Annotated in this window: 24 protein-coding genes; 9 read left to right on the top strand and 15 right to left on the bottom strand. The window is 54.4% G+C overall.

Annotation, left to right across the window (positions count from 1 at the left end):
- Window positions 1–126 precede the first annotated feature (126 nt).
- The 5 genes from AC1MKH_RS00190 to AC1MKH_RS00170 all read left to right on the top strand — a co-directional run bounded on the left by AC1MKH_RS00190 (window position 127) and on the right by AC1MKH_RS00170 (window position 5,162).
- Window positions 127–1,281, top strand: coding sequence for a multidrug effflux MFS transporter (locus tag AC1MKH_RS00190; RefSeq protein WP_276222888.1), 1,155 nt, complete (start codon window positions 127–129; stop codon window positions 1,279–1,281).
- A 159-nt stretch (window positions 1,282–1,440) separates the two neighbouring features.
- A complete protein-coding gene (murQ, locus tag AC1MKH_RS00185; protein WP_276222886.1) occupies window positions 1,441–2,343 on the top strand; it encodes an N-acetylmuramic acid 6-phosphate etherase in 903 nt (300 codons plus the stop codon).
- A gap of 22 nt (window positions 2,344–2,365) precedes the next feature.
- Window positions 2,366–3,799: a PTS N-acetylmuramic acid transporter subunit IIBC gene (gene murP / locus AC1MKH_RS00180; protein ID WP_276222883.1), complete on the top strand. Its 1,434-nt coding sequence runs from the start codon at window positions 2,366–2,368 to the stop codon at window positions 3,797–3,799.
- An 87-nt stretch (window positions 3,800–3,886) separates the two neighbouring features.
- Window positions 3,887–4,798 carry a carboxylate/amino acid/amine transporter gene (locus AC1MKH_RS00175; RefSeq protein WP_041686136.1) on the top strand — a complete coding sequence of 304 codons (912 nt, stop codon included), beginning with the start codon at window positions 3,887–3,889 and terminating at the stop codon, window positions 4,796–4,798.
- 64 nt (window positions 4,799–4,862) lie between these two features.
- Window positions 4,863–5,162: a YicS family protein gene (locus tag AC1MKH_RS00170; protein ID WP_149463756.1), complete on the top strand. Its 300-nt coding sequence runs from the start codon at window positions 4,863–4,865 to the stop codon at window positions 5,160–5,162.
- A 50-nt stretch (window positions 5,163–5,212) separates the two neighbouring features.
- Here the strand turns inward: AC1MKH_RS00170 and nepI are convergent, their stop codons facing one another.
- From nepI to ivbL, 5 genes are all read right to left on the bottom strand, one after another.
- Window positions 5,213–6,397 (bottom strand): purine ribonucleoside efflux pump NepI, encoded by a 1,185-nt coding sequence (gene nepI / locus AC1MKH_RS00165; RefSeq protein WP_276222881.1) that lies wholly within the window; start codon window positions 6,395–6,397, stop codon window positions 5,213–5,215.
- A gap of 124 nt (window positions 6,398–6,521) precedes the next feature.
- Window positions 6,522–6,974, bottom strand: coding sequence for a DUF1198 family protein (locus tag AC1MKH_RS00160; protein WP_231825782.1), 453 nt, complete (start codon window positions 6,972–6,974; stop codon window positions 6,522–6,524).
- A gap of 69 nt (window positions 6,975–7,043) precedes the next feature.
- Complete coding sequence (ilvN, locus tag AC1MKH_RS00155; RefSeq protein ID WP_015343952.1) at window positions 7,044–7,334, bottom strand: acetolactate synthase small subunit; 291 nt, start codon at window positions 7,332–7,334, stop codon at window positions 7,044–7,046.
- 3 nt (window positions 7,335–7,337) lie between these two features.
- Window positions 7,338–9,026, bottom strand: a complete 1,689-nt coding sequence (ilvB, locus tag AC1MKH_RS00150; RefSeq protein ID WP_276222877.1) for an acetolactate synthase large subunit — start codon at window positions 9,024–9,026, stop codon at window positions 7,338–7,340.
- Between the two features lie 108 nt (window positions 9,027–9,134).
- A complete protein-coding gene (gene ivbL / locus AC1MKH_RS00145) occupies window positions 9,135–9,233 on the bottom strand; it encodes an ilvB operon leader peptide IvbL (protein ID WP_276222893.1) in 99 nt (32 codons plus the stop codon).
- Between the two features lie 293 nt (window positions 9,234–9,526).
- On the opposite strand from ivbL, the gene emrD reads away from it, so the two are divergent.
- Window positions 9,527–10,711: a multidrug efflux MFS transporter EmrD gene (gene emrD, locus AC1MKH_RS00140; protein WP_327622001.1), complete on the top strand. Its 1,185-nt coding sequence runs from the start codon at window positions 9,527–9,529 to the stop codon at window positions 10,709–10,711.
- Between the two features lie 80 nt (window positions 10,712–10,791).
- Here the strand turns inward: emrD and AC1MKH_RS00135 are convergent, their stop codons facing one another.
- Together AC1MKH_RS00135 and dsdC are read right to left on the bottom strand one after the other, a co-directional pair.
- The gene (locus AC1MKH_RS00135) at window positions 10,792–11,526 is read right to left on the bottom strand and encodes a hypothetical protein (protein WP_276222873.1); all 735 of its coding nucleotides are present in this window, start codon (window positions 11,524–11,526) and stop codon (window positions 10,792–10,794) included.
- 70 nt (window positions 11,527–11,596) lie between these two features.
- Window positions 11,597–12,535, bottom strand: a complete 939-nt coding sequence (gene dsdC / locus AC1MKH_RS00130; protein WP_276222870.1) for a DNA-binding transcriptional regulator DsdC — start codon at window positions 12,533–12,535, stop codon at window positions 11,597–11,599.
- A 228-nt stretch (window positions 12,536–12,763) separates the two neighbouring features.
- Between dsdC and dsdX the strand changes: the two genes are divergently transcribed.
- Both dsdX and dsdA read left to right on the top strand, forming a co-directional pair.
- Window positions 12,764–14,101: a D-serine transporter DsdX gene (gene dsdX / locus AC1MKH_RS00125; RefSeq protein WP_276222868.1), complete on the top strand. Its 1,338-nt coding sequence runs from the start codon at window positions 12,764–12,766 to the stop codon at window positions 14,099–14,101.
- 17 nt (window positions 14,102–14,118) lie between these two features.
- Window positions 14,119–15,441, top strand: coding sequence for a D-serine ammonia-lyase (gene dsdA / locus AC1MKH_RS00120; RefSeq protein WP_276222866.1), 1,323 nt, complete (start codon window positions 14,119–14,121; stop codon window positions 15,439–15,441).
- Here dsdA and AC1MKH_RS00115 read toward each other — a convergent pair.
- The 6 genes from AC1MKH_RS00115 to AC1MKH_RS00090 form a co-directional block, all read right to left on the bottom strand.
- Entirely contained in the window at window positions 15,438–16,250 is an 813-nt protein-coding gene (locus AC1MKH_RS00115; RefSeq protein WP_276222864.1) for a helix-turn-helix domain-containing protein, read from the bottom strand. The genes dsdA and AC1MKH_RS00115 overlap by 4 nt on opposite strands.
- A gap of 113 nt (window positions 16,251–16,363) precedes the next feature.
- The gene (locus AC1MKH_RS00110; RefSeq protein WP_276222862.1) at window positions 16,364–17,482 is read right to left on the bottom strand and encodes an anaerobic sulfatase maturase; all 1,119 of its coding nucleotides are present in this window, start codon (window positions 17,480–17,482) and stop codon (window positions 16,364–16,366) included.
- Window positions 17,479–17,841 (bottom strand): DUF202 domain-containing protein, encoded by a 363-nt coding sequence (locus AC1MKH_RS00105; protein WP_276222861.1) that lies wholly within the window; start codon window positions 17,839–17,841, stop codon window positions 17,479–17,481. Before AC1MKH_RS00105 ends, AC1MKH_RS00110 begins: the two co-directional genes overlap by 4 nt.
- A complete protein-coding gene (locus tag AC1MKH_RS00100) occupies window positions 17,831–18,178 on the bottom strand; it encodes a YidH family protein (RefSeq protein WP_276222858.1) in 348 nt (115 codons plus the stop codon). The genes AC1MKH_RS00105 and AC1MKH_RS00100 overlap by 11 nt, the downstream gene beginning before the upstream one ends.
- A gap of 32 nt (window positions 18,179–18,210) precedes the next feature.
- Window positions 18,211–19,704, bottom strand: coding sequence for a sulfatase-like hydrolase/transferase (locus tag AC1MKH_RS00095; RefSeq protein WP_276222855.1), 1,494 nt, complete (start codon window positions 19,702–19,704; stop codon window positions 18,211–18,213).
- On the bottom strand, window positions 19,701–21,401 hold the full coding sequence (locus AC1MKH_RS00090; RefSeq protein WP_276222853.1) for a solute:sodium symporter family transporter: 1,701 nt from the start codon (window positions 21,399–21,401) through the stop codon (window positions 19,701–19,703). Before AC1MKH_RS00090 ends, AC1MKH_RS00095 begins: the two co-directional genes overlap by 4 nt.
- A gap of 165 nt (window positions 21,402–21,566) precedes the next feature.
- Between AC1MKH_RS00090 and AC1MKH_RS00085 the strand changes: the two genes are divergently transcribed.
- Window positions 21,567–22,460: a helix-turn-helix transcriptional regulator gene (locus AC1MKH_RS00085; protein ID WP_276222851.1), complete on the top strand. Its 894-nt coding sequence runs from the start codon at window positions 21,567–21,569 to the stop codon at window positions 22,458–22,460.
- On the opposite strand, the gene AC1MKH_RS00080 is transcribed toward AC1MKH_RS00085, so the two are convergent.
- Complete coding sequence (locus AC1MKH_RS00080) at window positions 22,457–23,779, bottom strand: 6-phospho-alpha-glucosidase (protein WP_015343942.1); 1,323 nt, start codon at window positions 23,777–23,779, stop codon at window positions 22,457–22,459. The genes AC1MKH_RS00085 and AC1MKH_RS00080 overlap by 4 nt on opposite strands.
- The gene (locus tag AC1MKH_RS00075; RefSeq protein WP_276222847.1) at window positions 23,776–25,398 is read right to left on the bottom strand and encodes an alpha-glucoside-specific PTS transporter subunit IIBC; all 1,623 of its coding nucleotides are present in this window, start codon (window positions 25,396–25,398) and stop codon (window positions 23,776–23,778) included. Before AC1MKH_RS00075 ends, AC1MKH_RS00080 begins: the two co-directional genes overlap by 4 nt.
- Window positions 25,399–25,524: the final 126 nt, after the last annotated feature.

Raw genomic sequence — 25,524 nt, 5'->3', positions numbered from 1 at the left:
TCTTATGCCTTAGTTGTAAGTGTCTACCATGTCCCCGAACAAGTGTTCACTATGTCCCCGGACTGTACAGGGAGAGGGCTAGGGTGAGGGGTGAAACCGCCCCCACAATCATAAAAAGGAGCTTCTATGTCGCGCATCGCCCCCTCATGGGTGCTGACGCTGGGTCTGCTGACCGCCATCGGCCCACTCTGTACTGACTTTTACCTTCCCGCACTGCCGGAAATCACCGACCAGCTTCGTGCGACCGGCACGCAAACGCAGCTTTCTTTAACGGCCGCGTTAATCGGTCTCGGCCTCGGCCAGCTGTTCTTCGGCCCGCTAAGCGACCATATTGGCCGCAAAAAACCGCTGGCGCTGTCGTTGCTGCTGTTTATCTTCTCTTCCGCGATGTGTGCGATGACCCAGGATATTCACCTGCTGATTGGCTGGCGTTTCTTACAGGGTTTCGCCGGCGCGGGCGGTTCCGTGCTGTCGCGATCTATCGCCCGTGACCGCTATCAGGGCGCGATGCTGACGCAATTTTTCGCCCTGCTGATGACCGTCAACGGTATTGCGCCTGTGCTCTCGCCGGTGCTTGGTGGCTATATCATCACCGCTTTCGACTGGCGCACTCTTTTCTGGTGTATGGCGGGGATCGGCGTGCTTCTGCTGCTGTTAAGCCTGGCGGTGCTGCCTGAAACGCTGCCCGCGAAAAGCGCCGTCACCAGCCAGGAAACGCGTAATACGCCGCTGCTGAAAAACCGCCGCTTCCTGCGCTACTGCCTGATTCAGGCCTTTATGATGGCCGGGCTGTTTTCATATATCGGCTCTTCCTCGTTTGTGATTCAGAGCGAGTACGGCATGAGCGCGATGCAGTTCAGCCTGCTGTTCGGCCTGAACGGCATTGGCCTGATTATCGCCGCGCTGATTTTCTCGAAGCTTTCTCACCGCGTGGCCGCCGAAGTGCTGTTGCGTCGTGGCTTGCTGCTGGCGGTCGCCTGCGCGGGCATCACGCTGCTGCTGGCCTGGCTGCATCTTGCTATTCCGGCGCTGGTTGGCCTGTTCTTTACCGTCTCGTTTATGAGTGGGATCAGCACGGTATCCGGCTCTGAAGCGATGAGCGCAGTCAGCAGCGAGCAGTCTGGTACAGCATCTGCGCTGATGGGTACGCTGATGTTCGTCTGCGGCGGCATCGCCGCGCCGCTGGCCGGCCTGGGTGGCGAAACCATGCTCAAAATGAGTCTCGCCATGGCAATTTCCTACGCTATCGCCCTCTTCTTCTCGCTCAGCAAAGTCCGATAAAATTCACTGCGGTAATAAAATATTCCAAATTTATTACCGCAGTAAGTCACTACCCATCTGCATTCCCTCTTATTCGCCAGGCTTTAATCGTGATACCCTTCACACGAAAGGAATAAAAAATTCCTTATACTGACCGCCACTGACGAAGACGAGGCCACTATGAGTATCGACCTGAGCAAACTGCTGACTGAGCGCCGCAACGCCAACAGTACCAATATTGACACCCTCTCCACCGAAGAGATGCTGGCGGTGATCAACCGCGAAGATCAGCTGGTTGCTCACGCAATCACGCCTTATCTGCCGCAGATTGCCCAACTGGTTGACGCGGTTGCAGCGGCATTCCAGAAAGGCGGTCGTCTGATTTACAGCGGCGCAGGCACCTCTGGTCGCCTCGGTATTCTTGATGCCAGCGAGTGCCCACCGACGTTCGGCACCCGCCCGGAACAGGTCGTTGGCCTGATTGCTGGCGGGCATAAAGCGATTCTCAGTGCCGTTGAGAACTCTGAAGATAACGTTGCTCAGGGCGCGGAAGACCTGAAAGCGCTGAATTTCACGGCAAATGATGTGCTGGTCGGTATCGCCGCCAGCGGGCGTACGCCGTACGTCATTGGCGCGATGAACTACGCCAAAAGCGTGGGCGCTCTGGTCGCAACCATTACCTGCAACCCGCACGGCGAAATGGCACAACTGGCCGATATCGCCATTACCCCGGTTGTGGGCCCGGAAGTGGTGACCGGCTCAACCCGCCTGAAAGCAGGTACCGCACAGAAACTGGTGCTGAACATGATTACCACCGGCGCGATGATTCGCAGCGGCAAGGTCTACAGCAACCTGATGGTCGATGTGGAAGCCACTAACGCCAAGCTGATTGAGCGTCAGGTGTCCATCGTGATGGAAGCGACCGAGTGTGACCGCGAAGCCGCCGTCAATGCGCTTAACGCCTGTCATCGCCACTGTAAAACCGCCATCGTGATGGTGCTGGCAAACCTGAATGCTGACGAGGCCACCACCCTGCTCGCAGAAAATAACGGCTATATCCGCAAGGCGTTACAGCAAGGCTAAACCGTCCTGGAGAACAAATTGAATGGCGAAAATAAATAAAGAGATGATAGCCCGTCTCCTCTCCCTGGTGGGGGGAGCCGGAAACGTCGTTCAGGCCGGGAACTGTATGACCCGACTGCGCTTATCCCTGCGTAATGAACAACAGGCCGATATCGCCAACATCCGCCAGGTGGAAGGCGTGCTGGGCGTGGTGGTCAGCGAAGAGCAGTTCCAGATTATCCTCGGCCCCGGCAAAGCGCAGACGGCCGCCGAAATGATGAACGCGCTGCTGGAAGATTCGCCCACGGCCGAACCTTCACTGGCTGACGTCGCCAGCGAAAAGAAAAAAGCACTGAAAGAGAAACAAACCAGCGGAATTCAGAAGTTTTTGGCGAAGTTCGCCACCATTTTTACCCCGTTAATCCCTGGCTTTATTGCCGTGGGCCTGCTGCTTGGCTTCGCCACGCTGGCGGAACAGATGTTCGTGCTGAAAAGCGCCCATCCGAACGCCACGCTGGTGGAAGTGATTGGTTATATGAAGGTCTTCAGCAAGGGGATGTTCACCTTCCTGAGTATCCTCATTGGCTACAACACGCAAAAAGCGTTCGGCGGATCGGGCGTAAACGGCGCGATTATCGCCTCGCTGTTTGTGCTGGGCTATAACCCGGAAGCAACGGTTGGGTTTTATTCCGGCATCACGCAGTTCTTCGGTCACGATATCGATCCGCGCGGTAACATCATCGGCGTGCTGATCGCGGCGATTCTGGGCGCATGGGTGGAAAGACGGGTACGCAGCATCATGCCCGCCAACCTTGATATGATCCTCACCTCCGCCATTACGCTGCTGATTATGGGCGCGGTCACCTTTGTGGTGATTATGCCGCTCGGCGGTTACCTGTTCACCGGCATGTCCTGGCTGTTCCTGCATCTCAACGGCAACCCGTTCGGCTCTGCGGTGCTGGCCGGGCTGTTCCTGCTGGCGGTTATGTTTGGCGTGCATCAGGGTTTCGTGCCGGTCTACTTCGCGCTGATGGATGCACAGGGCTTCAACTCCTTGTTCACCATTTTGTCGATGGCGGGCGCAGGTCAGGTCGGCGCGGCGCTGGCGCTTTACTTCCGCGCGAAGCATGGCGCGCTGCTGCGTACGCAGATTAAAGGGGCGATCATTCCCGGTCTGCTGGGCGTCGGCGAACCGCTGATCTACGGCGTCACGCTGCCGCGCATGAAACCGTTTATCACCGCCTGTTTTGGCGGCGCGTGCGGCGGCTTCTTTATCGGCCTGGTCGCGTGGATGGGCCTGCCCGTCGGCCTGAACACCGTATTCGGCCCGTCGGGCCTGGTGGCGCTGCCGTTAATGACCTCCAACAGCGGTATCTACGCCGGGATGGCGGTTTACGCCGCGGGCCTTGCGGTAGCCTACTTCTGTGGCTTCCTGCTCACCTGGTTGTTCGGCAGTAAAAACGTCGATCTCAGTTAATCCCCCACCCCCGGCCTGTGCTGGGGGCTTCTATTTCTGCGTGCTATGATTCTCGTCTGATAAAAATTAAGACGAGATCACAACAACATGGGTTCCACCAGAAGAGGGATGATGAACGTCCTTATCGCCGCCGTGCTGTGGGGAAGTTCAGGGGTATGCGCGCAGTACATCATGGAACAAAGCCAGATGTCCTCGCAGTTTTTAACTATGACGCGCCTGCTATTCGCGGGGCTGATTCTGCTGACACTCTCTTTCGTACATGGCGACCGCATCTTCCGCATTATGAAAAACCGCAAAGACGCGCTCAGCCTGCTGTTCTTCACTCTGGTGGGCGCCCTGACGGTACAGCTGTCGTTTCTGATGACCATTGAGAAATCCAACGCTGCCACCGCGACGGTATTGCAATTTCTGGCCCCGACAATCATCGTGGCGTGGTTCTCGCTGGTGCGTAAATCTCGCCCCGGTATGCTGGTGTTTGCCGCTATCGGCACCTCATTAATCGGTACGTTTTTGCTGGTCACCCACGGTAACCCGACATCACTTTCTATCTCCGGCGGCGCGCTGTTCTGGGGGATTGTCTCGGCCTTTACGGCGGCGTTCTACACCACCTATCCGTCACAGCTGATTGCGCGTTATGGCACGCTACCGATTGTCGGCTGGAGTATGCTCATCGGTGGCGCGGTGCTGCTGCCGTTCTACGCAGGCCAGGGCGAGAGCTTCACGCTTTCCGGCAACGTGGTGCTGGCGTTCTTTTATCTGGTGGTGATTGGCACCTCGCTGACCTTTAGCCTGTATCTGAAAGGTGCGCAGATGATTGGCGGCCCACGCGCCAGCATTTTGAGCTGCGCCGAACCGCTGAGCAGCGCGTTCCTGTCACTGTTGCTGCTCGGTATCACCTTCACCCTGCCGGACTGGCTGGGCACGCTGCTGATCCTCTCCTCGGTTATCCTGATTTCGCTGGATTCCCGCCGTCGCAGTACGCCGGTAGAGCGTCACTAAATTGTCCAGAATCGCCAGCTGCACATATAGTTAAGGGGAATGAATTCCCTATAAGGATATGAGCATGAAAATGATTCCGGTGCTGTTTTCTCTGGCGGCCTGTCTGGCTGCCTCCGGCGCGGCGTATGCCGAGTCGCCGATGGAAGGACTTAAGTTTGAGCAGCAAAAGCGGCAGGTGATTGAGGACGTGAAGAAAAACTGCGCCCCGGCGGGCGCGGTGTCGGACGATCAATTTGCGAATCTGGTGCTGGCGACGGAAGAGAATCGTCTGCGCGTGCGGGAAGCGACGCTGGCGCTGGAACGCAATGATGCGGAACGCTATGGCGCCGCAGTGAAACAGGTACAGTGTCCGAAAGCGGAGTGATTTCCCGTAAATGATGGCCGGATACGCGCAGCGTCATCCGGCAATATTCATTAACTCACTTTCACCTTCGTCGCCACCAGCGTGGCCGTCAGCAGCATCAGGCAGGCGGAAATCGCCAGCGGCGACAGCACGCCGAAATGGTCCAGCGCAACGCCGCCCAGCGCCGCACCGCAGGTGTTGGCGAACTGGATCACCGCCACCTGAATAGATCCCGCTTTCTCTGCCTGATCGGAGAGCGAGCGGGTGATCCACGTCGACCAGCCAACCGGAATCATCGCAAACGCAAATCCCCAGATAATCGCCACCGCAGACGCAACAACGGGCGAGCTCCCCCAGAATATCAGCGCCAGCGCGCTGAGCGTCAGCACGAAGGGCGCACAGGCCAGCGTGCCTTTTACCGAACGTTTCAGAATAGCGGATGAAAGCGAGGTGCCGACAAAGCTGGCAATCCCAAAGCTCAACAGCACCAGCGTCAGGCCATCCACGCTAAAGCCTGCCAGCGTGGTATAAACCGGGCGAATATAAGTGAAGAAAGAGAACTGACCAACGAACACCAGGAAGATGGCGCTCATTCCCGCCAGTACGCCGGGGCGCTTCATCAGGCTGAACATGTTCTGCTGCTGGTGCGCCGCTTCGCCAGGCAGCGAGGGCAGCGCTTTAATCACCCACAGAATACACAGCGCGCCCATGATTGCCGCACCGTTAAACACATTGCGCCAGCCAATGATTCCACCGAGAAAACTGCCAAGCGGCGCGGCGATCACCAGGGCTATCGATACCGCGCCAAAAATGACCGACAGCGCTTTGGGCACCACGCGCATCGGCACCAGCCGAATGGTCAACGACGCCGACATCGCCCAGAACCCACCCAGCGCCAGGCCGAGGCAAGCGCGCCCCAGCAGCAACAGCGCAAAGCTATTGGCGAACGATACCAGCAGGCAGGAGAGCGTGAGTAACACCGCAAACATCACCACCACGTAGCGGCGATCGGTGCGGCCAATGACGTGAGTGATAAACAGGCTGGAGAACATCGCCACAAACGCGGTCATGGTGACCGACTGCCCCGCCAGGCCTTCAGAGATACCCAGATCCTGCGCCATCGGCGTCAGCAGGCTGACGGGCAAAAACTCAACGGTAATCAGGCAGGCGACGCAAAAGGCCACGGCAAAAACCGCCGACCAGTTCGGTCGGGTTACGGTGTCTTTGGGCTGTGGGGAGGAAAGCGGTTCGGTCATAGGTCACCAGGCGTTAGTTTTTATGCGGGAAAGTCGCGCAGTGTAACATCCTGAGTGTGACGTATTTAACGTTTTGACAACTAGAGAGGGAGAAAACCGCACTCACTTAACCTCTCGCGGCGCATCAATGCAACCAACGTACCCCATCTTCATCATGGAACAGGGCGTTGTAGCGATTCTGAAACGCATTCAATTCGCCCGCATCAGGCTCCAGCTCACGCATAAACCCCAGCGCCAGCCGTACCTGCGCATCGGTAATCGGCGCCGCAAGACGCGATTTTTGCAGCAGGCGATGCCAGCGGTGCATGCTCTCTTCGCTGCTGTCGACGATAAACACCTGCCAAATCAGCAGTACCTGCGCGGCATTTTGTAAATGCGCTTCATTCGGACGCTCAAGATAGTGCAGGTACTCGTTGCCGGGTTCCTTCCCCAGTTGATCGATCATCGATTCTATGGGCATTGGCGTAATGCCCATACGTTCACTCAAACGACGAATCGCCCGGCGCGGGCCGGATGTCATCACCCGGAAACCCACCACAAAAACCACCACCAGCGTCGCCAGCATTATCCAGATCATGCGCCCTCTCAATGTCGTTCAACCCCGACATCATAAAGAGAATTTCAGCGCTGTCGACTGCCAGGTTACTTACTGAAAAAACACCGCAATCTTATTAAACATCGTCGGGTCAGACTGGTTGCGCTGCACTTTCACCACGTCCTCCAGCTTGTCTATCTGGCTCATCATCTGCTCCAGCCGCTGGTCATCGTTGACCAGTAGCCAGATATGGCTTTGATCGCTGTCCTGAATCGGTAGGCAAAGGATGCCTTCGACGTTAAACGCGCGGCGGGCAAACAGGCCGCAGACGTGGGTCATGACGCCGGGGTGGTTGCGAACGGTGAGTTCGAGAATGACGTTATCGTGTGCTGTGTTTTGCATGGTTTATTCCCCCACCATTTCAGTATTGGCCGCACCCGGCGGTACCATCGGATACACTTTTTCCTGCGGGTCGATACGCACGTGGATCAGCGCCGGGCCCGGTTGATTGATAATGGCCTGCAGCGCGCCCTGCGGGTCGGTTTCGCTGTTTAAGTCGCAGGTCGCCAGGCCAAAACCGGCGGCAATTTGCATAAAGTTGATCATGCCCGGATAGGTCGCCGCGAACACGCCCTGTTTGTAGAACAGGCTCTGTTGTTGATGCACCAGGCCCAGCGCTTCGTTATTCATCAGAATGATTTTCACATCCAGCTGATTTTCCGCCGCCGTCGCCATCTCCTGAATATTCATCATCAAACTGCCATCACCCGAGAAGCACAACACTTTGCGATCCGGGTTCGCCAGCGCTGCGCCAACCGCCGCAGGCAAGCCGAAGCCCATCGTGCCAAGGCCGCCGGAAGTCAGCCACTGACGCGGGCGATTGAGCGGGTACGCCTGGGCAGTCCACATCTGGTGCTGGCCCACGTCGGTGGCGATAATCGCGTCGTCGTTCACGCAGGCGGCAACGGCGTTGATCAGACCATAATGGCTTAATGGGTCCGTTTCCTGCGGGATCGCACACGGGAATTCCTGTTGCAGTTCAGCCACTTTTTCACGCCATGCGTTACGCGGCTGCGCGTCAATCTGCGGTAACAGTTGCGCCAGAACATCATCGACATCGGCCTGAATCGCCACGTGGGCTTGCTTGATTTTCCCCAGCTCGGCGCGGTCGATATCAACGTGAATGATCTTCGCATTCGGGCAGAACTCAGCCACTTTACCCGTCGCCCGGTCATCAAAACGCGCCCCTAAAACAACCAGTAAATCAGACTGTTGTAAAATAAAGTTGGTGCTGCGCGCGCCGTGCATCCCCAGCATGCCTAACGACAGCGGATGCGCTTTCGGCAGCATACCTAACGCCATCAGAGTCATGGTGGTCGGTAAATTTGCTTTCTCGGCCAGCTCGCGTACGCGCTCCGGCGCGTTAATGACGCCGCCCCCCAGATACAGTACCGGACGCTGCGCGGCGTTGATCATCGCGGCGGCTTCACGCACGCTCTCAGCGCTGAATTCAGGCGTTGGCGCGCGGTCGCCGGGCTCCGGCAGTTCATTCAGTTCGATTTCAGCGGTCTGAACATCCTTAGGAATGTCTATCCACACCGGGCCCGGACGGCCAGACTGCGCAATGCGGAAAGCGTCCGCAATAACCTGCGGTAACTCCGTGATGTTGCGGACTAAATAGTTATGTTTGGTGATGGGGATAGAAATGCCGTAGGTATCGACTTCCTGGAACGCGTCGGTGCCGATTAACGAGGAGGCCACCTGGCCGGTGATGCAAACTAACGGAATCGAGTCGAGACGCGCGTCGGCGATGGCGGTCACCAGGTTGGTGGCGCCGGGGCCGCTACAGGCCATGCACACCGCAGGTTTCCCCGCCGTACGCGCCATACCCTGCGCGATAAACCCGGCGCCCTGCTCGTGACGCGCCAGAATATGGCGAATTTTTTTGCTTTGGCTTAATGCATCGTACAGGGGCAGCACGGTGCCACCGGGGATGCCGGTGACCATGGTGATCCCCTGACGTTCCAGTAAATGGACTATCAATTCTGCGCCGGTAAAGCGTCTGGTCTGTGATGTTGTGCCCGAACTTGCCATGCTCCAGTCCTTTTATTCTGAGCCGACTTTCCGGGGAGGGGTCCTTAAACGAAAAACCCCGCCCGGTTTGCGCCGGCGGGGTTTTGGAATCGTGTGTTGTTCCGGACCCTACGGCGCATTGCCGACGACCACCACCACACGCACGACGACCACCGCGGCTGGTAGCGCGGTTTTTAGTAGGGTCGACGTCATCATGAAAGGAGTCATTAGGGACCTGTTTATCAATTCATCAATTGAATTTATACAAACACAGGTCGTGGGCGCTGGCAACGGAAAAAAATTCATCTGCGCGAAAATGTCTGCGCGATCACACTCCAGAGTCATGCTGAGACTGGCAAGATTAGTTGCCGTCACCGTCTATAAATCCTGCCTGGCTGCTACAAATCATTCACATATCTGATGGTTAAATTGTCATCTTGATATGGTAGATTCCACCCGCATTAAGGGTAATAAGCAGCAGCTTATTCTTATATTTTCTTTTTTTATAAAATATCAGAGAAATGAAAAGCCAAAGAAACGTCACTATCTTACTGATGCTGGTGTTGCTGGTTGCCGTCGGACAGATGGCGCAAACCATATATATTCCTGCAATTGCTGATATGGCACGCGATCTCAACGTTCGCGAGGGCGCGGTGCAAAGCGTCATGGCCGCCTATCTGCTGACCTATGGCGTTTCGCAACTTTTCTATGGCCCACTATCTGACCGCGTAGGTCGCCGCCCGGTGATCCTCGTCGGGATGTCGATTTTCATGCTGGCGACGGTTATCGCCATGTCCACCCACGACCTGACGGTGCTGATTGCCGCCAGCGCGTTACAGGGAATGGGTACAGGCGTGGGCGGCGTAATGGCGCGCACCCTGCCGCGCGATCTGTACGAGGGCAGCCAGCTTCGCCACGCTAACAGCCTGTTGAATATGGGTATTCTGGTGAGCCCACTGCTCGCACCGCTGATTGGCGGGCTGCTTGATACCGCCTGGAGCTGGCGTGCATGCTACGGCTTCCTGCTGACCCTGTGCGTGATTGTTACCTTCAGCATGGCGCGCTGGATGCCGGAAACGCGCCCGACCGGTGCGCCGAAAACGCGTCTTATCAGCAACTATAAAACGCTATTTGGCAGCAGCGCATTCAACTGCTATTTGCTGATGCTGATTGGTGGCCTCGCAGGCATTGCGGTGTTTGAAGCCTGCTCCGGCGTACTGATGGGCGCGGTGCTTGGTCTGAACAGCATGGTGGTGAGCATTCTGTTTATTCTGCCGATCCCGGCGGCATTCTTTGGCGCATGGTTCGCCGGGCGTCCGAATAAACGTTTCTCTACGCTAATGTGGCAGTCGGTCATGAGTTGCCTGGTCGCCGGGCTGATGATGTGGATACCGGGCCTGTTCGGCGTGATGACCGTCTGGACGCTGCTGGTGCCCGCCGCACTGTTCTTCTTCGGCGCGGGGATGCTCTTTCCGTTGGCGACCAGCGGTGCGATGGAACCCTTCCCGTTCCTCGCCGGTACCGCAGGCGCGCTGGTCGGTGGCTTGCAGAACATTGGTTCCGGCGTGCTGGCATGGCTTTCCGCGATGATGCCACAGACGGGTCAGGCCAGCCTTGGCCTGCTGATGACACTGATGGGCCTGCTGATTTTCCTCTGCTGGCTGCCGCTGGCTTCACGCTTTCATCAACATCAGCAGCCGGTGTAAGCCGCCTCTGTAAGTAACCTGCTATAACGCCGCGCCGGTGTGCATTGCCGGATGGCGGCGTAAACGCCTTATCCGGCCTACTAAGAATTGCCCCCCTGTTCACAGGCCGCATCGAATAAATCCCATAGCCGTTTTTTAATCGCGTCCGTGCTGGCTGGAGAAATAAATGGCTCCTGTTGTGCGATAAATATCTCTAACTCTTTTATCCCTGCTTCCCGCTGCCCATTTTTCGCCAGCGAAAAAGCACAGGCAAGGGCGTGCTGCGTTCGCCTGTAGAAGTGGACACCATTTTCCTGCTTCAGCGCCGCAAACGCACCGGGAAGCTCATCAATGGTTCGTACGCTATGCCAGAAAATATCCGCTCGTGCTAATGCCTGGCGTAATACCTCTGGAGCACGTTCGATTATGTCTTTCGTACCATAATGGAACGACATTTCCAGCGCACGGTCATTTGCATCATGAATTACATCAAACCCAGCTGATTTTTCAGTCCTGTGCCATTTCACGGCATGAGTGGAAACATGCGGGACAAAATCCAACGATAATCCCCAGGATGGCGCAATAGTGCCGCCTTTCCACTGTAACAGTCGGAATACCTGGCGAATGGGTATATCCTCACTGCGTAACCAACAGAGTGGCTTTTGTTCCTTAAACCCCCTGGGTTCCAGCATTGCTTGCGCGACAGGCGTGACGGCATGATGAATTTGCTCAATAGTGGCAACTTCAAAATCATCAGGAAAGTTAGCCGCACCCACACCATCCCTCTGCATCGCCGTGAATAAATCCCTTAAATTGCCTAAAAACCGGGGCTTCATGTTTTTCCCCATCAAATATCAATCCCAAAATGCAATCTGGCATGACAATTGCGCCAGATGTTCCTTTTCATCAGCAACCGGTGTAAGCCGCCTGCTCCTGCAACCAACCAATAAACGCCTCGATTTTCGGCCACTGACGGCCAGGCAGCGTAGTGACGTAATAGTGCTGATGACATTTCAGCGCTATGTCGCCGAAGGGAGCCACCAGCTCCCCGCTGTCGAGGCGTTTTTGTACCAGCCTTTTGCGCCCCATTGCCACGCCAATATGATTCATCGCGGCAATCACCGCTAAATCTGAACGATCGAAGCCAATGCCCGATGATGTCGGCAGATTCACTGCAAAATGCTGCGCCCAGCTGTGCCATTCATCGGTGCCCGAGTCGTTGCTCCACGCCTGCCTGTCGTGCAGCAATGTGCAGTGCGGCAGATTCACCAGCCGTCCATGCAGATCAAAACGCCGCGCGTAATCGGGGCTGCACACCGGCAAAATTTCTTCATCCATCAAAAAATGATGCGTGAGCTGCGTCGATGGCGCATCGTCGAAGTAAATCGCCAGGTCGATGCCCGCCCGCTGTAAATTAACGTTGTCATTCCCGGTTAGCATAGTCAGCGAAATTGCTGGATAGCGGCGGGTGAAATCACCCAACGCGGGTACCAGCCAGCACTGAGCAATGGACGGACGCGAATAAACCGTCAGCGTGCCGGAGAGCTCCTGGTTTTTGATGTCCAGAATTTCCTGGTTGAGGGTATCGAGCGACGATTTCAGCGCCCAGAACACCCGCTTTCCTTCGTGCGTCAGCTCTACTTTACGATGCGAGCGGACAAACAGCTGGATGCCCAACTCCTCTTCCAGCTGATTAATACGATGGCTGACAGCGCTGGGGCTCAGCGAGAGTTCATCCGCCGCCAGCGCAAAAGATTGATGCCTCGCCGCAACCTCAAAAGTGTAGAGCTTCGATAACTGCCAGCCGTTCAGCAGCCGATTTCGCACATCGCGCAAGGGATCCATAACCACCTCATCAAACCCAAATAATGCTTATCAGTGTAAAAAAATATGCTGCAAAAATCAGCGTAATGATGAATCAGAGTGAACCATCTCGCAATTTACCCTCATTATTCGACATAACTCACCACTTTGATTCAATCTGGCTCATGTGAAAGGTCAAATACATCGTTTGTCAGGCTATGCCCATTTTCTGTCCAATAGGGGCAGGTTAATCACAGGGCAAGGTGAGATATGCACTCTCAAATCTGGGTTGTGAGCACGCTGCTGATAAGCATCGTGTTGATCGTTTTGACCATCGTGAAGTTTAAATTCCACCCGTTTCTGGCGCTGCTGTTAGCCAGCTTCTTTGTGGGCGCGATGATGGGCATGGGCCCGCTGGATATGGTTAATGCCGTGGAAAGCGGGATTGGCGGTACGCTGGGCTTCCTGGCCGCCGTTATCGGCCTGGGCACCATTCTGGGCAAAATGATGGAAGTCTCCGGTGCGGCAGAGCGCATTGGGCTGACGCTTCAGCGCTGCCGCTGGCTATCTGCTGACGTCATTATGGTGCTGGTGGGGCTGATTTGTGGGATTACGTTGTTTGTGGAAGTGGGCGTCGTGCTGCTGATCCCACTGGCGTTTTCCATCGCCAAAAAAACCAATACGTCGTTGTTAAAGCTGGCGATTCCGCTGTGTACTGCATTGATGGCCGTTCACTGCGTTGTGCCACCGCACCCGGCTGCGCTGTTTGTGGCCAATAAACTGGGCGCGGATCTGGGTACGGTTATCGTCTACGGCCTGCTGGTCGGGCTAATGGCCTCACTTATCGGCGGCCCGCTATACCTGAAATTCCTCGGTCATCGCCTGCCCTTTAAGGCGGTACCCGCCGAGTTTTCAGACCTTGAAGTACGCGATGAAAAAACGCTGCCGTCGCTTGGCGCAACGTTGTTTACGGTTCTCCTGCCGATTGGCCTGATGCTGGTGAAAACCATCGCCGAGCTCAATATGGCGAAAGGCAGTACGCTTTACACGCTGCTGGAGTTTATCGGCAACCCGATAACCGCCATGTTTATCGCCGTGTTTGTGGCTTATTACATCCTTGGCCTGCGTCAGCACATTGGCATGAGCACCCTGCTGACCCATACGGAGAACGGTTTTGGTTCCATCGCCAACATTCTGCTGATTATCGGTGCGGGCGGTGCGTTCAACGCGATTCTGAAAAGCAGCGGCCTGGCAGATACGCTGGCGCTGATCCTCTCCAACATGCATATGCACCCGATTCTGCTGGCATGGCTGGTGGCGTTGATTCTGCATGCGGCGGTTGGTTCCGCCACGGTAGCGATGATGGGTGCAACGGCGATTGTCGCCCCGATGCTGCCGCTTTACCCAAACGTAAGCCCGGAGATCATCGCCATTGCTATTGGTTCTGGCGCAATTGGCTGCACGATCGTCACCGATTCCCTCTTCTGGCTGGTGAAACAGTATTGCGGCGCGACCCTTAACGAAACGTTCAAATACTATACAACGGCGACATTTATTGCCTCCGTCGTTGCACTGGCATGCACATTCCTGCTTTCCTTTATCATCTAAGCGCAAAGAGACGTACTATGGAAAACATTCAAAAACTCATCGCTCAATATCCTTTAGTGGACGACCTGGTCGCGCTCAAAGAGACTACCTGGTTTAACCCCGGCACCACTTCTCTTGCGGAAGGTTTACCCTATGTTGGCCTGACGGAACAAGACGTTAAGGCAGCACACGATCGTTTGACGCGTTTTGCGCCGTACCTGGCAAAAGCGTTTCCAGAAACGGCCGCAACCGGCGGAATTATTGAATCTGACGTGGTGGCAATTCCGGCCATGCAGCAGCGGCTGGAACAGCAATTCGGCCAGAAAATTAGCGGTGAACTCCTGCTTAAGAAAGACAGCCATCTGCCGATTTCCGGTTCGATTAAAGCCCGTGGCGGCATCTATGAAGTGCTGACCCACGCCGAGAAACTGGCGCTGGAAGCGGGCCTGCTGAGCACCGAAGATGACTACAGCGTGCTGCTCTCGCCTGAGTTCAAACAGTTCTTCAGCCAGTACAGCATCGCGGTGGGCTCAACCGGGAATCTGGGGTTGTCGATTGGTATCATGAGCGCCTGCATCGGTTTTAAGGTTACCGTGCATATGTCCGCCGACGCCCGCGCCTGGAAAAAAGCGAAGCTGCGCAGCCACGGCGTAACGGTGGTCGAGTACGAAGAAGATTACGGCGTGGCGGTCGAACAGGGGCGCAAAGCGGCGGAGTCAGACCCGAACTGCTTCTTTATCGACGATGAAAACTCCCGCACCTTATTCCTTGGCTATGCCGTCGCCGGGCAGCGCCTGAAAGCGCAGTTTGCCCAGCAGGGGCGTGTGGTCGATGCCGATCATCCGCTGTTTGTTTATCTGCCGTGCGGCGTGGGCGGCGGCCCTGGCGGCGTGGCATTTGGCCTGAAGTTGGCTTTTGGCGATAACGTTCACTGCTTCTTTGCTGAGCCAACTCACTCGCCGTGCATGCTATTGGGCGTGTACACCGGCCTGCACGATGCGCTTTCCGTTCAGGATATCGGCATTGATAACCTGACGGCGGCAGACGGGCTGGCGGTAGGCCGCGCATCCGGCTTTGTAGGCCGCGCGATGGAACGCCTGCTCGACGGGCTTTATACGCTCGACGATCAGACAATGTATGACATGCTGGGCTGGCTGGCGCAGGAAGAAAATATTCGTCTGGAGCCTTCAGCACTGGCAGGTATGGCCGGGCCGCAGCGCGTTTGCGCGTCCACCGCGTATCAGCAGATGCACGGTTTCAGTACCGAACAACTTAGCCACGCCACCCATCTGGTATGGGCGACGGGCGGCGGCATGGTGCCGGAAGAAGAGATGGCGCAGTATCTGGCGAAAGGGCGTTAACGACATTGGTTCGGTGATATGCCAAACTGGCGACGAAAAGCGCGAGAAAAGTAGCTAACGTCGCCAAAGCCACAGCGAACGGCAATGTCGTTTACCGAGTCAGTGGTAAATCGTAGCTGATAGCGAGACTGCAATAACCGAACACGGGCGAGATATTGCTGCGGCGAGACGCCCGTGTAATCACTGACCCCCCGCTGCAACGTTCGCTTCGCCATGCCAAATTCCCGGCATAAGGCTTCAAGGTCTAGCGGCTCCCGCCACTGGCCGTTGAGACGAATCAAAATCTGGCTGATACGATCGTCGCTGGAATGAAAATCCTGCGTTTTATAACGCCACTGATTGAGAGTGTGCAGCACTTCCAGAAAAATCATCTCCTTATGACTCTCTGACAGCCATTTATCGGTAAACGCCGATTCCTGATGCGCTGATAAACGCGCATAAACCTGCTGCATAATCTGGCTGTCGATTTGCCAGACGCTGCTCTCTTCCGGCTGCGGTAAAAGGTGATCGATATTCTTAATCACGTTGAACCGATCGCGCCCCAGATAGAGCAGATTGCACTGGCTGAGATCTTTCATCTCTTCAAACAGGTGGTAATCCTGGCGATTCAGATAGCAAAGCGTTCCCCGCGTAAGCAGGTAGGGTTTTTCGTTAATCACATGAATGCCACTGCCGCCGTTAACCAGAAAAAGCTCAAAGTATTCATGGGTATGTTCGTGGCTGATGCTTTTCTCCGGGTGCCAGAAGTGGAACACCACGCTTTCCAGTGGGTGGAGAAAATGGGTATCACGGGGCAATACGAGTGGCATAGGCGTTCCTGCTGATTGCGTCTCGCTCGAGATAACACTCTTACCACATCGCAAGTGTAAAAACCTTTATATGCCTGCCACTTGCATCACCCAAATGGCAGGCAAAAGAAGTTTTAGCTTTGCTGGAGCATCATCATCAGCTCAACGGGTGAACGGTGGTGCTTCAGCAGATCGCGCATCGCTTTCATATGCGGCGCGGAATGGGTGAAGAAGTGGCGATAGCCTTCGCACAGGGCGCTTTTGCCTGCATTCAGACGATGTTTTGGGCAATCACCCTGACACAAGCGCAGCACAGGGCATTGTCGGCAAGTCTCCGTCAGCGCGTGCTGTTTGTTTGCGCCAAAAGCCGCGACCTCTGGCTGTGCGTTTAGCACCTTCAGCGGTTGCTCGTGAATATTGCCCAGCCGATACGCCGGATAGACATAGTGATCGCACTGATAAAGATCGCCATTAGATTCCAACGCAAAAGCGTGGCCACAGCGCTCACTTTGCGCACACATTTGGGAAGGATAGCCACACCAGACCCCCAGCGTGGAATCGAAAAGTTGCACGTAAACGCGGCCGATATCTTCTCTCACCCAGACGGAAAAGACACGCGTCAGGAAGGTTCCCCAGCTTTCTGCGGTCAACGATTCTGCGCTTAACTGACCGTTTTCACCCTGCTCAACCAGTGGGATGAACTGGATAAACGGCGTGCCGAGTGTACGTAAGTAGCGATAAAGCGCCTGCGGATGCTGACTATTAAGGTTATTGACGACCACCAGCAGGTTGAATTCAACGCGATGTGTGGTCAAAAGATGGATAGCATCGACAACTTTGTGATGAGTGGGCTTGCCGCTATTGCTAACCCGAAGTGCATCATGCAACGGCGCGGGACCATCGATAGAAATTCCTACCAGCCAGTTATGCTCGCGGAAAAACTGACACCACGCATCGTTAAGCAGAATACCGTTGGTCTGGAAGGCATTAGCAATGCGCTTGCCATTTGCGTAGCGCTGCTGAAGCGCGGCAACACGTTTAAAATAATCCAGCCCGCAGAGCGTAGGTTCGCCACCCTGCCAGGCAAACAGCACTTCATCGCCCGGCTGCGCGTCGATATGTTGACGAATAAACGCCTCAAGCGTGTCGTCATCCATTACGCATTGTTGTGGTTTTTCAATATAGAAGCAGTATCTGCAACGCAGATTACAACGGGAACTGGCCGGTTTGACCATGACCTGACAGCCTGTCATAGATAATCCTTTATCAATAACCCCACCTGACGCAGATGCGTTACCGCAAACAGCAACGCCAGTGAGAGAACCGCAAGCGCGATAAAAAACTTATCGCGCACCACGCGGGGTTGCGCAAAATCATTTTGCGCAACGTCCATTAAAATGCGATTTCGAGTATATCGCCAAAGCACCGGTGCGGCTATTGCCAGTACCGCAATTGAGATCCAGAACAAAATCCCTGCCTGATGCCAGTTATGTTTAATCGCTAGCAGCATCAGTGCAGCGTAACCAAGTAGGGTACGAAACCAGGCAAGCGAGGTACGCTCAGGCTGCAGACCTGGATCACTCTCCCTGCGCGCTTTACGGTTAGCCGGCATAAAGCACAAGGCCCATCACAATGGCGGCAACAACCATTAAAATCACGCTGATAATCAGTAAGCTATGGGTGTAAGGCAGGTCCTCCTTCAGCCGCATCGCTTTTTCATTACGCAGCCAACGCAGGTAACCGTAAATCGCCAGCCCACCCGCGAACACGCACAGCAAAAGCGCCAGCAGCTCACGAATGACCGGCGTTGCGAAGTCAGGAGCGAGTTGATCAAGCCCGACACCCGCTGCCAGAAACCCCAGAGCGGTACGAATCCACGCCAGAAAAGTGCGTTCATTCGCCAGCGAGAAACGGTAATCCGGGGCTTCTCCGAGGCGGGAAATTTTCATTGTGGCTCCTTGTCGTTGGGCTTAATCGGTCATCAAAACTTCTGCTTTTTCTCTTCCACTTTGACGCCCTGTGTTGGCAGCCCAGTGTCGTAATCTCGCACCACCGGTGAATAGCCGTCTTCCGGGCGCGGGCGAAATGCCCCCATCCAGCGCGGCGTCGCATCGTTGCGCCAGGGGCGCAGGCTCCACTGATAAGTACGGAACGGATCGCGGATTTTATCCATATAATCCAGTAAATCATCGTGCATTTTATCGCGTATCGCGGCGAATTCAGCGACGTTAATCAAGTTGTTAAGTTCGTCCGGATCATTCACACGATCGTACAATTCGTCACTGGTGAAAAGATTAAGCACCAATTTAAAGCGATCCGCTACCCAACAGCGTACCGGAATAAACCCGCCAAAACTGTCGTGTTCTATTTCATAACGGTTAAACTCCACCATCACACCGCGTGGAGAATCCACCTTAAGTATATTTTCTCCAAGTAGAATATCTGGCTTATCAATACCCGCCAGCGCCATCATTGTAGGCAACAGGTCGATATGGCTAACTGGGGTATCCACCTGTGCAGCCCCCCCTTGAGGGGCGCGGATAATCAGTGGAATGCGCGTGATGTCATCGTACATCGCTGCCCCTTTACTGATCAGTTTATGCGCCCCCATCATTTCACCGTGATCGGAAGTGTAAATCACCCACGTATTTTCGCGCTGTTCAGGGGTTAATGCGTTGATAACTCGACCAATCTGATCATCGACAAAATCATTGCAGGCAAAGTACATCGGATGATGATACAACCCGCTGTTATCGACCGGGGAAGGCATTGCCTCAGCCCACAGGCGATGGTGCTCGGGTTTATTCGCGAGGTCGTCATGGGCTTTGGGCCCAAGGTCGTAATAGAAATCCTGATACTTTTCCAGATACTCAACCGGGCAGGTGAAAGGATGATGCGGTTCATCATAGGAGACCACCATCAAAAATGGCTCATCGTCCCGTTGCGGTTGTTGCAGAAAATCTACCGCCCGGTTGCTGATGCGATGGGCCCAGGTGAAGGTTTCGTCAATCTGGTGATTCTGCAAATCTTCAACGCTATTCAGGCCATTCCGCCACAGGCCAATCTCCTCATCCGTCAGCTCCGCCAGGTAGTTAGCGCCGTCATACCAGTATTGCGGATCCCACTCTGACGGGCATACGCCGGTACCGAAGTAGTCGTGTCCATCAAGATGCCACTTGCCGATGTAACAGGTGTGGTAGCCCGCATCCTGGAAATAGCGCCCCATGGTAGAGATATTTTTTCCCGGTGCGACATTGTTCGTCCACGGCCCGGACTGGTTGGCATAAATACCGGTAAACAGCCCGGCGCGTGCGGGCGTGCATACGGGCGAACAGGTATATGCAGAGTTAAAGCGTAATCCTTCGCGGGCGAGTTGGTCGATATGCTGCGTGTTGAGCGCCTTCCCGCTATAGCAGCCCACCATGTTGGTGGCCTGGGTGTCCGTCATGATGAAGAGAAAATTTGGGCGTTTCATAGGGAATCCTTCGCGTAAGAGGCTGTTTTACGGCTACGTAAGCTGTCAAAAATCAGGTAGATAACGACCAGTGCGGTAATGCAGTAGCTGATGATGGCAATCCAGCGAGTCGGGTATCCGCCAAATTGGGCAAGGCCGGTATAGACGCCAATCATCGCGAACAAAACGCCAAGAGAGGCGATCTTCACGTTTTTCCACGGTTTCATGTCCACCGCAAAAGCGTCGTGAAACTTAAACGGCGTCGCACGTGGTTTAATTGCGCCAATAATCAGCATGACGACAACGTTGATACAGAAGGTGCAGGCCAGCACATAGAGAAAATGGAATTCGAATTTCACCAGATAGTTGATGGTGATATAGCTGACTATTCCCAATCCCATCGCCACCTTCGCTGCGAGCGCAGGAATGCGAGGGAAGAAAAAACCCATGATGATGATGGTGACTAACGGAACGTTATAAATTCCGTTGAGCTGTTTCATCCAGCTGTATAACCCCTGCGGGGCATTCGCTATCCACGGCGCAACCAAAATAGAGACTACGGCCACAATAAAACCAAAACGTCGTCCAACCACAACAAGCCTGTCTGGTGTCGCTTGCTCATTAATAATTCGACGATAGATCCCCATACTAAAGAGCGTTGATGCGCTATTCAGAAAGCCACAAAACGCGCTGATAATGGCACCAAATAACACCGCGCTGAAGAATCCAATAAGCGGTAACGGCATAACCCTGTTAACCAGAGCCGGATAAGCCATATCGGCTTTTGGCAAATCCTGAAAGAGATGAAATGCAATAACGCCAGGTAGCACCAGAATCAGCGGATCAAGCATTTTCAGCACCGCAGTCAGGAGCGCGCCCTTTTGCCCTTCCGCCAAACTTTTTGACGCCAGTGTGCGCTGAACGATACCTTGATTCGTGCACCAGTAGAACGTATTCACCAGAATCAGACCGGTGAATGCAGCCCCGATAGGTAGAGGGTCAGAGTTGCTGCCGACAGAGTTAAGCATTTCGCTATGATCGGTAGTGAGTTTGCTAAGACCCGCAGTAAAGCTTCCCTCCCCCATCACCACCAGACCAAAAAAGGGTACCAATAAGCCGCCGATGACCAGACCGATACCGTTAATGACATCCGCGACGGCTATCGCGCGCATACCCCCAACAACCGCATATAAAATGCCGGATACCCCCAGCACCGTAACCAATATCCAGATGGCGGCGCCATGTGAAATACCGAACGTTTCGGTGACATGGAACATGCTATTAAACGCTAACGCCCCCGAGTACAAAATGATGGGTAAGAAGCAGATTCCGGTAGCGATGAGAAAGCAAAAATCGATAATTATGCGGGTCGTTTTGTCGTATCGCTCTTCAAGAAAATCGGGGATCGTGGCAATGCCACGTTGCAGATAGCGCGGCAGGAAGATTAGCGCGAGAAAGATTAATGTCACCGCCGAGGTGACTTCCCACCCCATCACCGACATCCCGCTTTTGTAGGCCTGGCCGGAGAGCCCCACCAGTTGCTCGGTCGACAGATTGGTGAGCATCAAAGAAGCGGCAATCACCGGTGCTTTGAGCGAGCGACCAGCCAGAAAATATCCCTGCTGGGAACCGGTATCCGCTTTGCGGACTTTCCACCAGGTAATCACGGCAACCAACAACGTAAATCCGATAAAGCTCACAATTTGCTGAATATTCATTTTTTAGCCCTGAATCATAATCTAACCCCGGCGGCTGTAATATCTGAATACCACCGGTCTACAGGCATAGATTTTTCAAAATAAATACGTCGCTTCCCTGGCATCACCGTTTTCTGATAACGTTTGTGTCAGGTTGCAGGCATAATTCTCCGACGAGTAATTAAAATGAATGGAAAAAAGAGTATTTCGCATGTAAAAAACGAAACCACTTTTAATATTCCGCTACTGATTAACGAAAATGTGATCTCTAGCGGAATTTCGTTGCTCTCTCTTTGGCATACCTTTGCCGATGAACGTTATCAGGTATTTTGGCCACGCGATAAGAAAAAACCGCTGATCGCGAACTCATGGGTGGCCGTCTACACGGTACAGGGCTGCGGTAAAATCTTGCTTAAAAACAACGATCTGATCACACTCAATGGCAACTGCATTATCTTTTTGAAGCCTACAGACATCCAATCCTATCACTGTGATGGTTTACTCTGGGAACAGTACTGGATGGAGTTTATCCCCACCAGCGTAATGGAAATTCCGATATTACAGAAAGGTATTATTTATAACGGAGAAATCTTTAGTGCTGAATTAAAAGAGGTCTCTGATTTAATTACCAGCGATAATGCCATGCAACATAATCTCGCCGTTGCTTATCTCACGAAAATTATATACCAGTGGATTTATCTTATTTCCCAGAATGAGAAAAAAGATCCGCAGCGAAATCAGGTCGAGAAGTTAATTACCGCGTTGCATGCCAGCCCACAAAAGCGCTGGACGGTTACCGAAATGGCACGATTTATCCCCTGTAGTGAGGCGTGGCTGCGCCGTCTTTTTCTTCGTTACACTGGCAAAACACCTAATGAGTATTATCTGGATGCCAGGCTGGATCTCGCACTGTCATTATTAAAGCAGGAGGGAAATACGGTAGGTAATGTGGCAGATATGCTGAGCTTTTTTGATGCTTTTCATTTCAGCAAAGCATTTAAACAGAAATTTGGCTACGCTCCTTCGGCGGTGTTAAAACATCAGGGGCAGCGCCCACAGGACGCTGCCCCTGGCGGTTAATTCAATTCCGGCCAATACTCCCTATTCGCCTCAACCAAATCATCAAGAATCGCCTTCGCCACCGACGCGCTCGGCACCGTTTTCGACAGCGTAATCGCCTGCCACAGTTTCTGGTATGAGCGTTCTTCCCAGGCATCCACCACCAGTTTTTCGACCATCACCTGCTGGCCCATCATCCCTTTCTGGAAGTGCGGGATTTCACCAACCGTCAGCGGCTCTGGCCCGTTGTGGCCCACCAGGCACGGAATTTCGACCATCGCATCAGCATCAAAGTTAGGAATGGCGCCATTGTTCGGCACAATCAACAGCATGCGCTCCTGGGTATTGAAGGCAATCGCCGCCGCCAGATCGACGATGTAAGACGCATGTTCATCGATCTCCAGCTCACCTGCGGATGAGTTACCCGCTTCAATAATTGCCCGGCAGGCGCTGAAGACGTGTTTCTCGCGGTGGTCCATCACCTCATTAGCGCGCGTGCGTTCCGGGTTGGAGTGGGCCACCACGTAGTCCGGGAACAGGTAATATTTCAGGTAAGTGTTGGGCAGGGTTTGCGGGTCGAGGGCCTGCACATCTTTCGCCTTGGCAAAGGTATCGTTCCAGCTGGCTTCCGTATGTGGATCGTTAGAAGGCGGTACATAGCCGTGTTTTGCCACATATTCGCGTAATTTCGGCATCAAATCGTTACCTTGCAGATCCTCAATGGAGGTCCACCAGCCGAAGTGGTTCAGGCCGTAGTAGCGTACGCGCATCTGTTTGCGGTCTTGCAGGCCCACGATTTGCGCCATGCGCCCTTCAATACCGATCGGCATATCGCAAATGTTGAGAATTTTGGCGTTCGGACGCAGACGACGGGTCGCTTCCGCCACAATTGCCGCCGGGTTGGAATAGTTCAGCATCCAGGCGTTCGGCGAATATTTTTCCATGTAATCCACCAGCTCCAGCACGCCGCCGATGGAGCGCATGCCGTAGGCAATCCCACCCGGTCCGCAGGTTTCCTGACCCAGAACGCCGTGGCGCAGCGGGATTTTTTCATCTTTTTCACGCATCGGGTATTTGCCAACGCGGATATGCGCCATCACAAAATCAACATCGGTAAAGGCCGCTTCTGGATCGGTGGTGTAGCTGAATTCGATATCCGGCGCCTGCTCTTTGAGAACGATTTTACAGGCCTCGGCGATCACTTCCTGACGCGCCCCGTCGTTGTCGTAAAATTTCAGTGAACGCAGAGGGAAACGATCCTGGTTTGCCAGCAACATCAGGACGATACCGGGAGTAAATGTGCTGCCGCCGCCTGCGATAACAACTGAGAATTTTTTCATGATACTGCCTCCGTCATGGTGGATTGTTCGGTCGGGAAAGATTCTTTCATTAGGGTTTCAAGCTGGTCGCGAACCTGGGGGACATGCAGGCCGACAATCACCTGAATTCCGTTGCCACGGCGCACGACGCCGTGTGCGCCCAGCGCTTTAAAGATCTCGTCACTTTGCGTATGCGCCATGTCTTTCAGGGCTATGCGCAGTCGGGTGGCGCAGTTATTGATACTTTCAATATTTGCCGCGCCGCCCAACGCTTGCAGGAATCCGGCGGCCTGACCCAGTTTGGTGTCAGGTGCGCCTGCGGCGCTGGTTTTGCCGCGTGCAGCCTGGTAATCGGCTTTGCTGTAGAGTTTGATTTCGCTTTCTTCGCGGCCCGGCGTTTTCAGGTTGAAGCGCAGAATCAGGGTGCGGAAGATGACGAAGTAGAGCGCGGTAAAGCACACGCCAACGCCAATCTGGATAAACATCATCGACGCATGGTTGTGGAACATCGGTATCCAGTTTTGCGGCAGGAACTGATCCAAAAGGCCACCTCCGAAGTTGCCGACGACACCGCACATATACATCACCGTCGCCATCGTTGCGGCCAGCACGGCGTGTACGGCGAACAGAAGCGGCGAGATAAACAGGAAAGTGAACTCCAGCGGTTCGGTGATGCCAACCAGCATCGCCGTCAGCGTGGCGGGAATCAGCAAACCAGCGACTTTGACGCGGTTTTCCGGCGCGGCGGTGAAGTAGAGCGCCAGCGCAATGCCAACGGAGCCAAAGACCTTCGAGTTGCCGTGCAGGGCGAAACCGCCTTCCGGGAACAGTGCTTTCAGCGGTTCGGTGCTCTGGCTGAATTCCTGTAAATGCTGCGCCCAGTAAACCTGAATGCCGCTTTCAACCACCGCCGGGCCAAAGATGAACGGGCCATAGACAAAGTGGTGTAAACCGGTCGGAATCAAAATACGTTCCAGGAAGATATAAACCCATACCCCCAGCGCCCCGGCAGAGCGTAAAAATGCCTGCAGTGATTCAATGCCTAATTGCACTTTGGGCCAGCCGAGCAGGGTTAACCAGGCGCAGGGGATCATCGCCAGGAAAGCGACAATCACCACAAACGATGTTCCCTGGAAAATACCGAGAAATACCGGCAGGGGTTTATCAAAATAACGGTTATGCAGCGCAGTAACGATACCGGAAATAACGATCGCGCCAATAATACTGGTGTCGAGCGTTTTTATTCCGGCGATCATTGTCAGGCCACTACCGGCGGTAGGATCGACGGAAAAATCGACGCCAAAAAAGTGGCCCCAGGTCATTCCCATCGCGTTAATAAAGTAGTTCCAGGTGAGGAAACTCACCAGCACCGCCAGACAGGCTCGGCCCTGCGCCTGCTTTGCCAGGCCAATCGGTAAGCCAACGGCGAAAATAAGCGGCATGTTGCGAAATACGGTCCAGCCACCTTCTTCAATAATATGAACAATCTGAGCAAATAAATTATCGGGAGCCGTGAGCGCTTCGCCGACAAACATCGGGTTACGCAACATAATGGCGATACCCACCACGATCCCGGCAAAAGGAAACAGCAATACCGGGGTAAACATGGCGCCGCCAAAGCGTTGTATTTGACTGAGCATTTGGTAATCCTCATTTAACAACTTGTAGGGTGAGTGGCTTTATTTATCTTCTCTATCAGCCTGCTTCGAGAATAGGAATTTGCCGGGCAGACAACATGTCGCGCCGGTTCGATTCGTGATCCCATT

The organism is Pseudocitrobacter sp. CD920760 (assembly GCF_057782505.1).
Note: the sequence above shows the minus strand (reverse complement) of the source record. Positions and strands in the feature narration are given on the sequence as shown.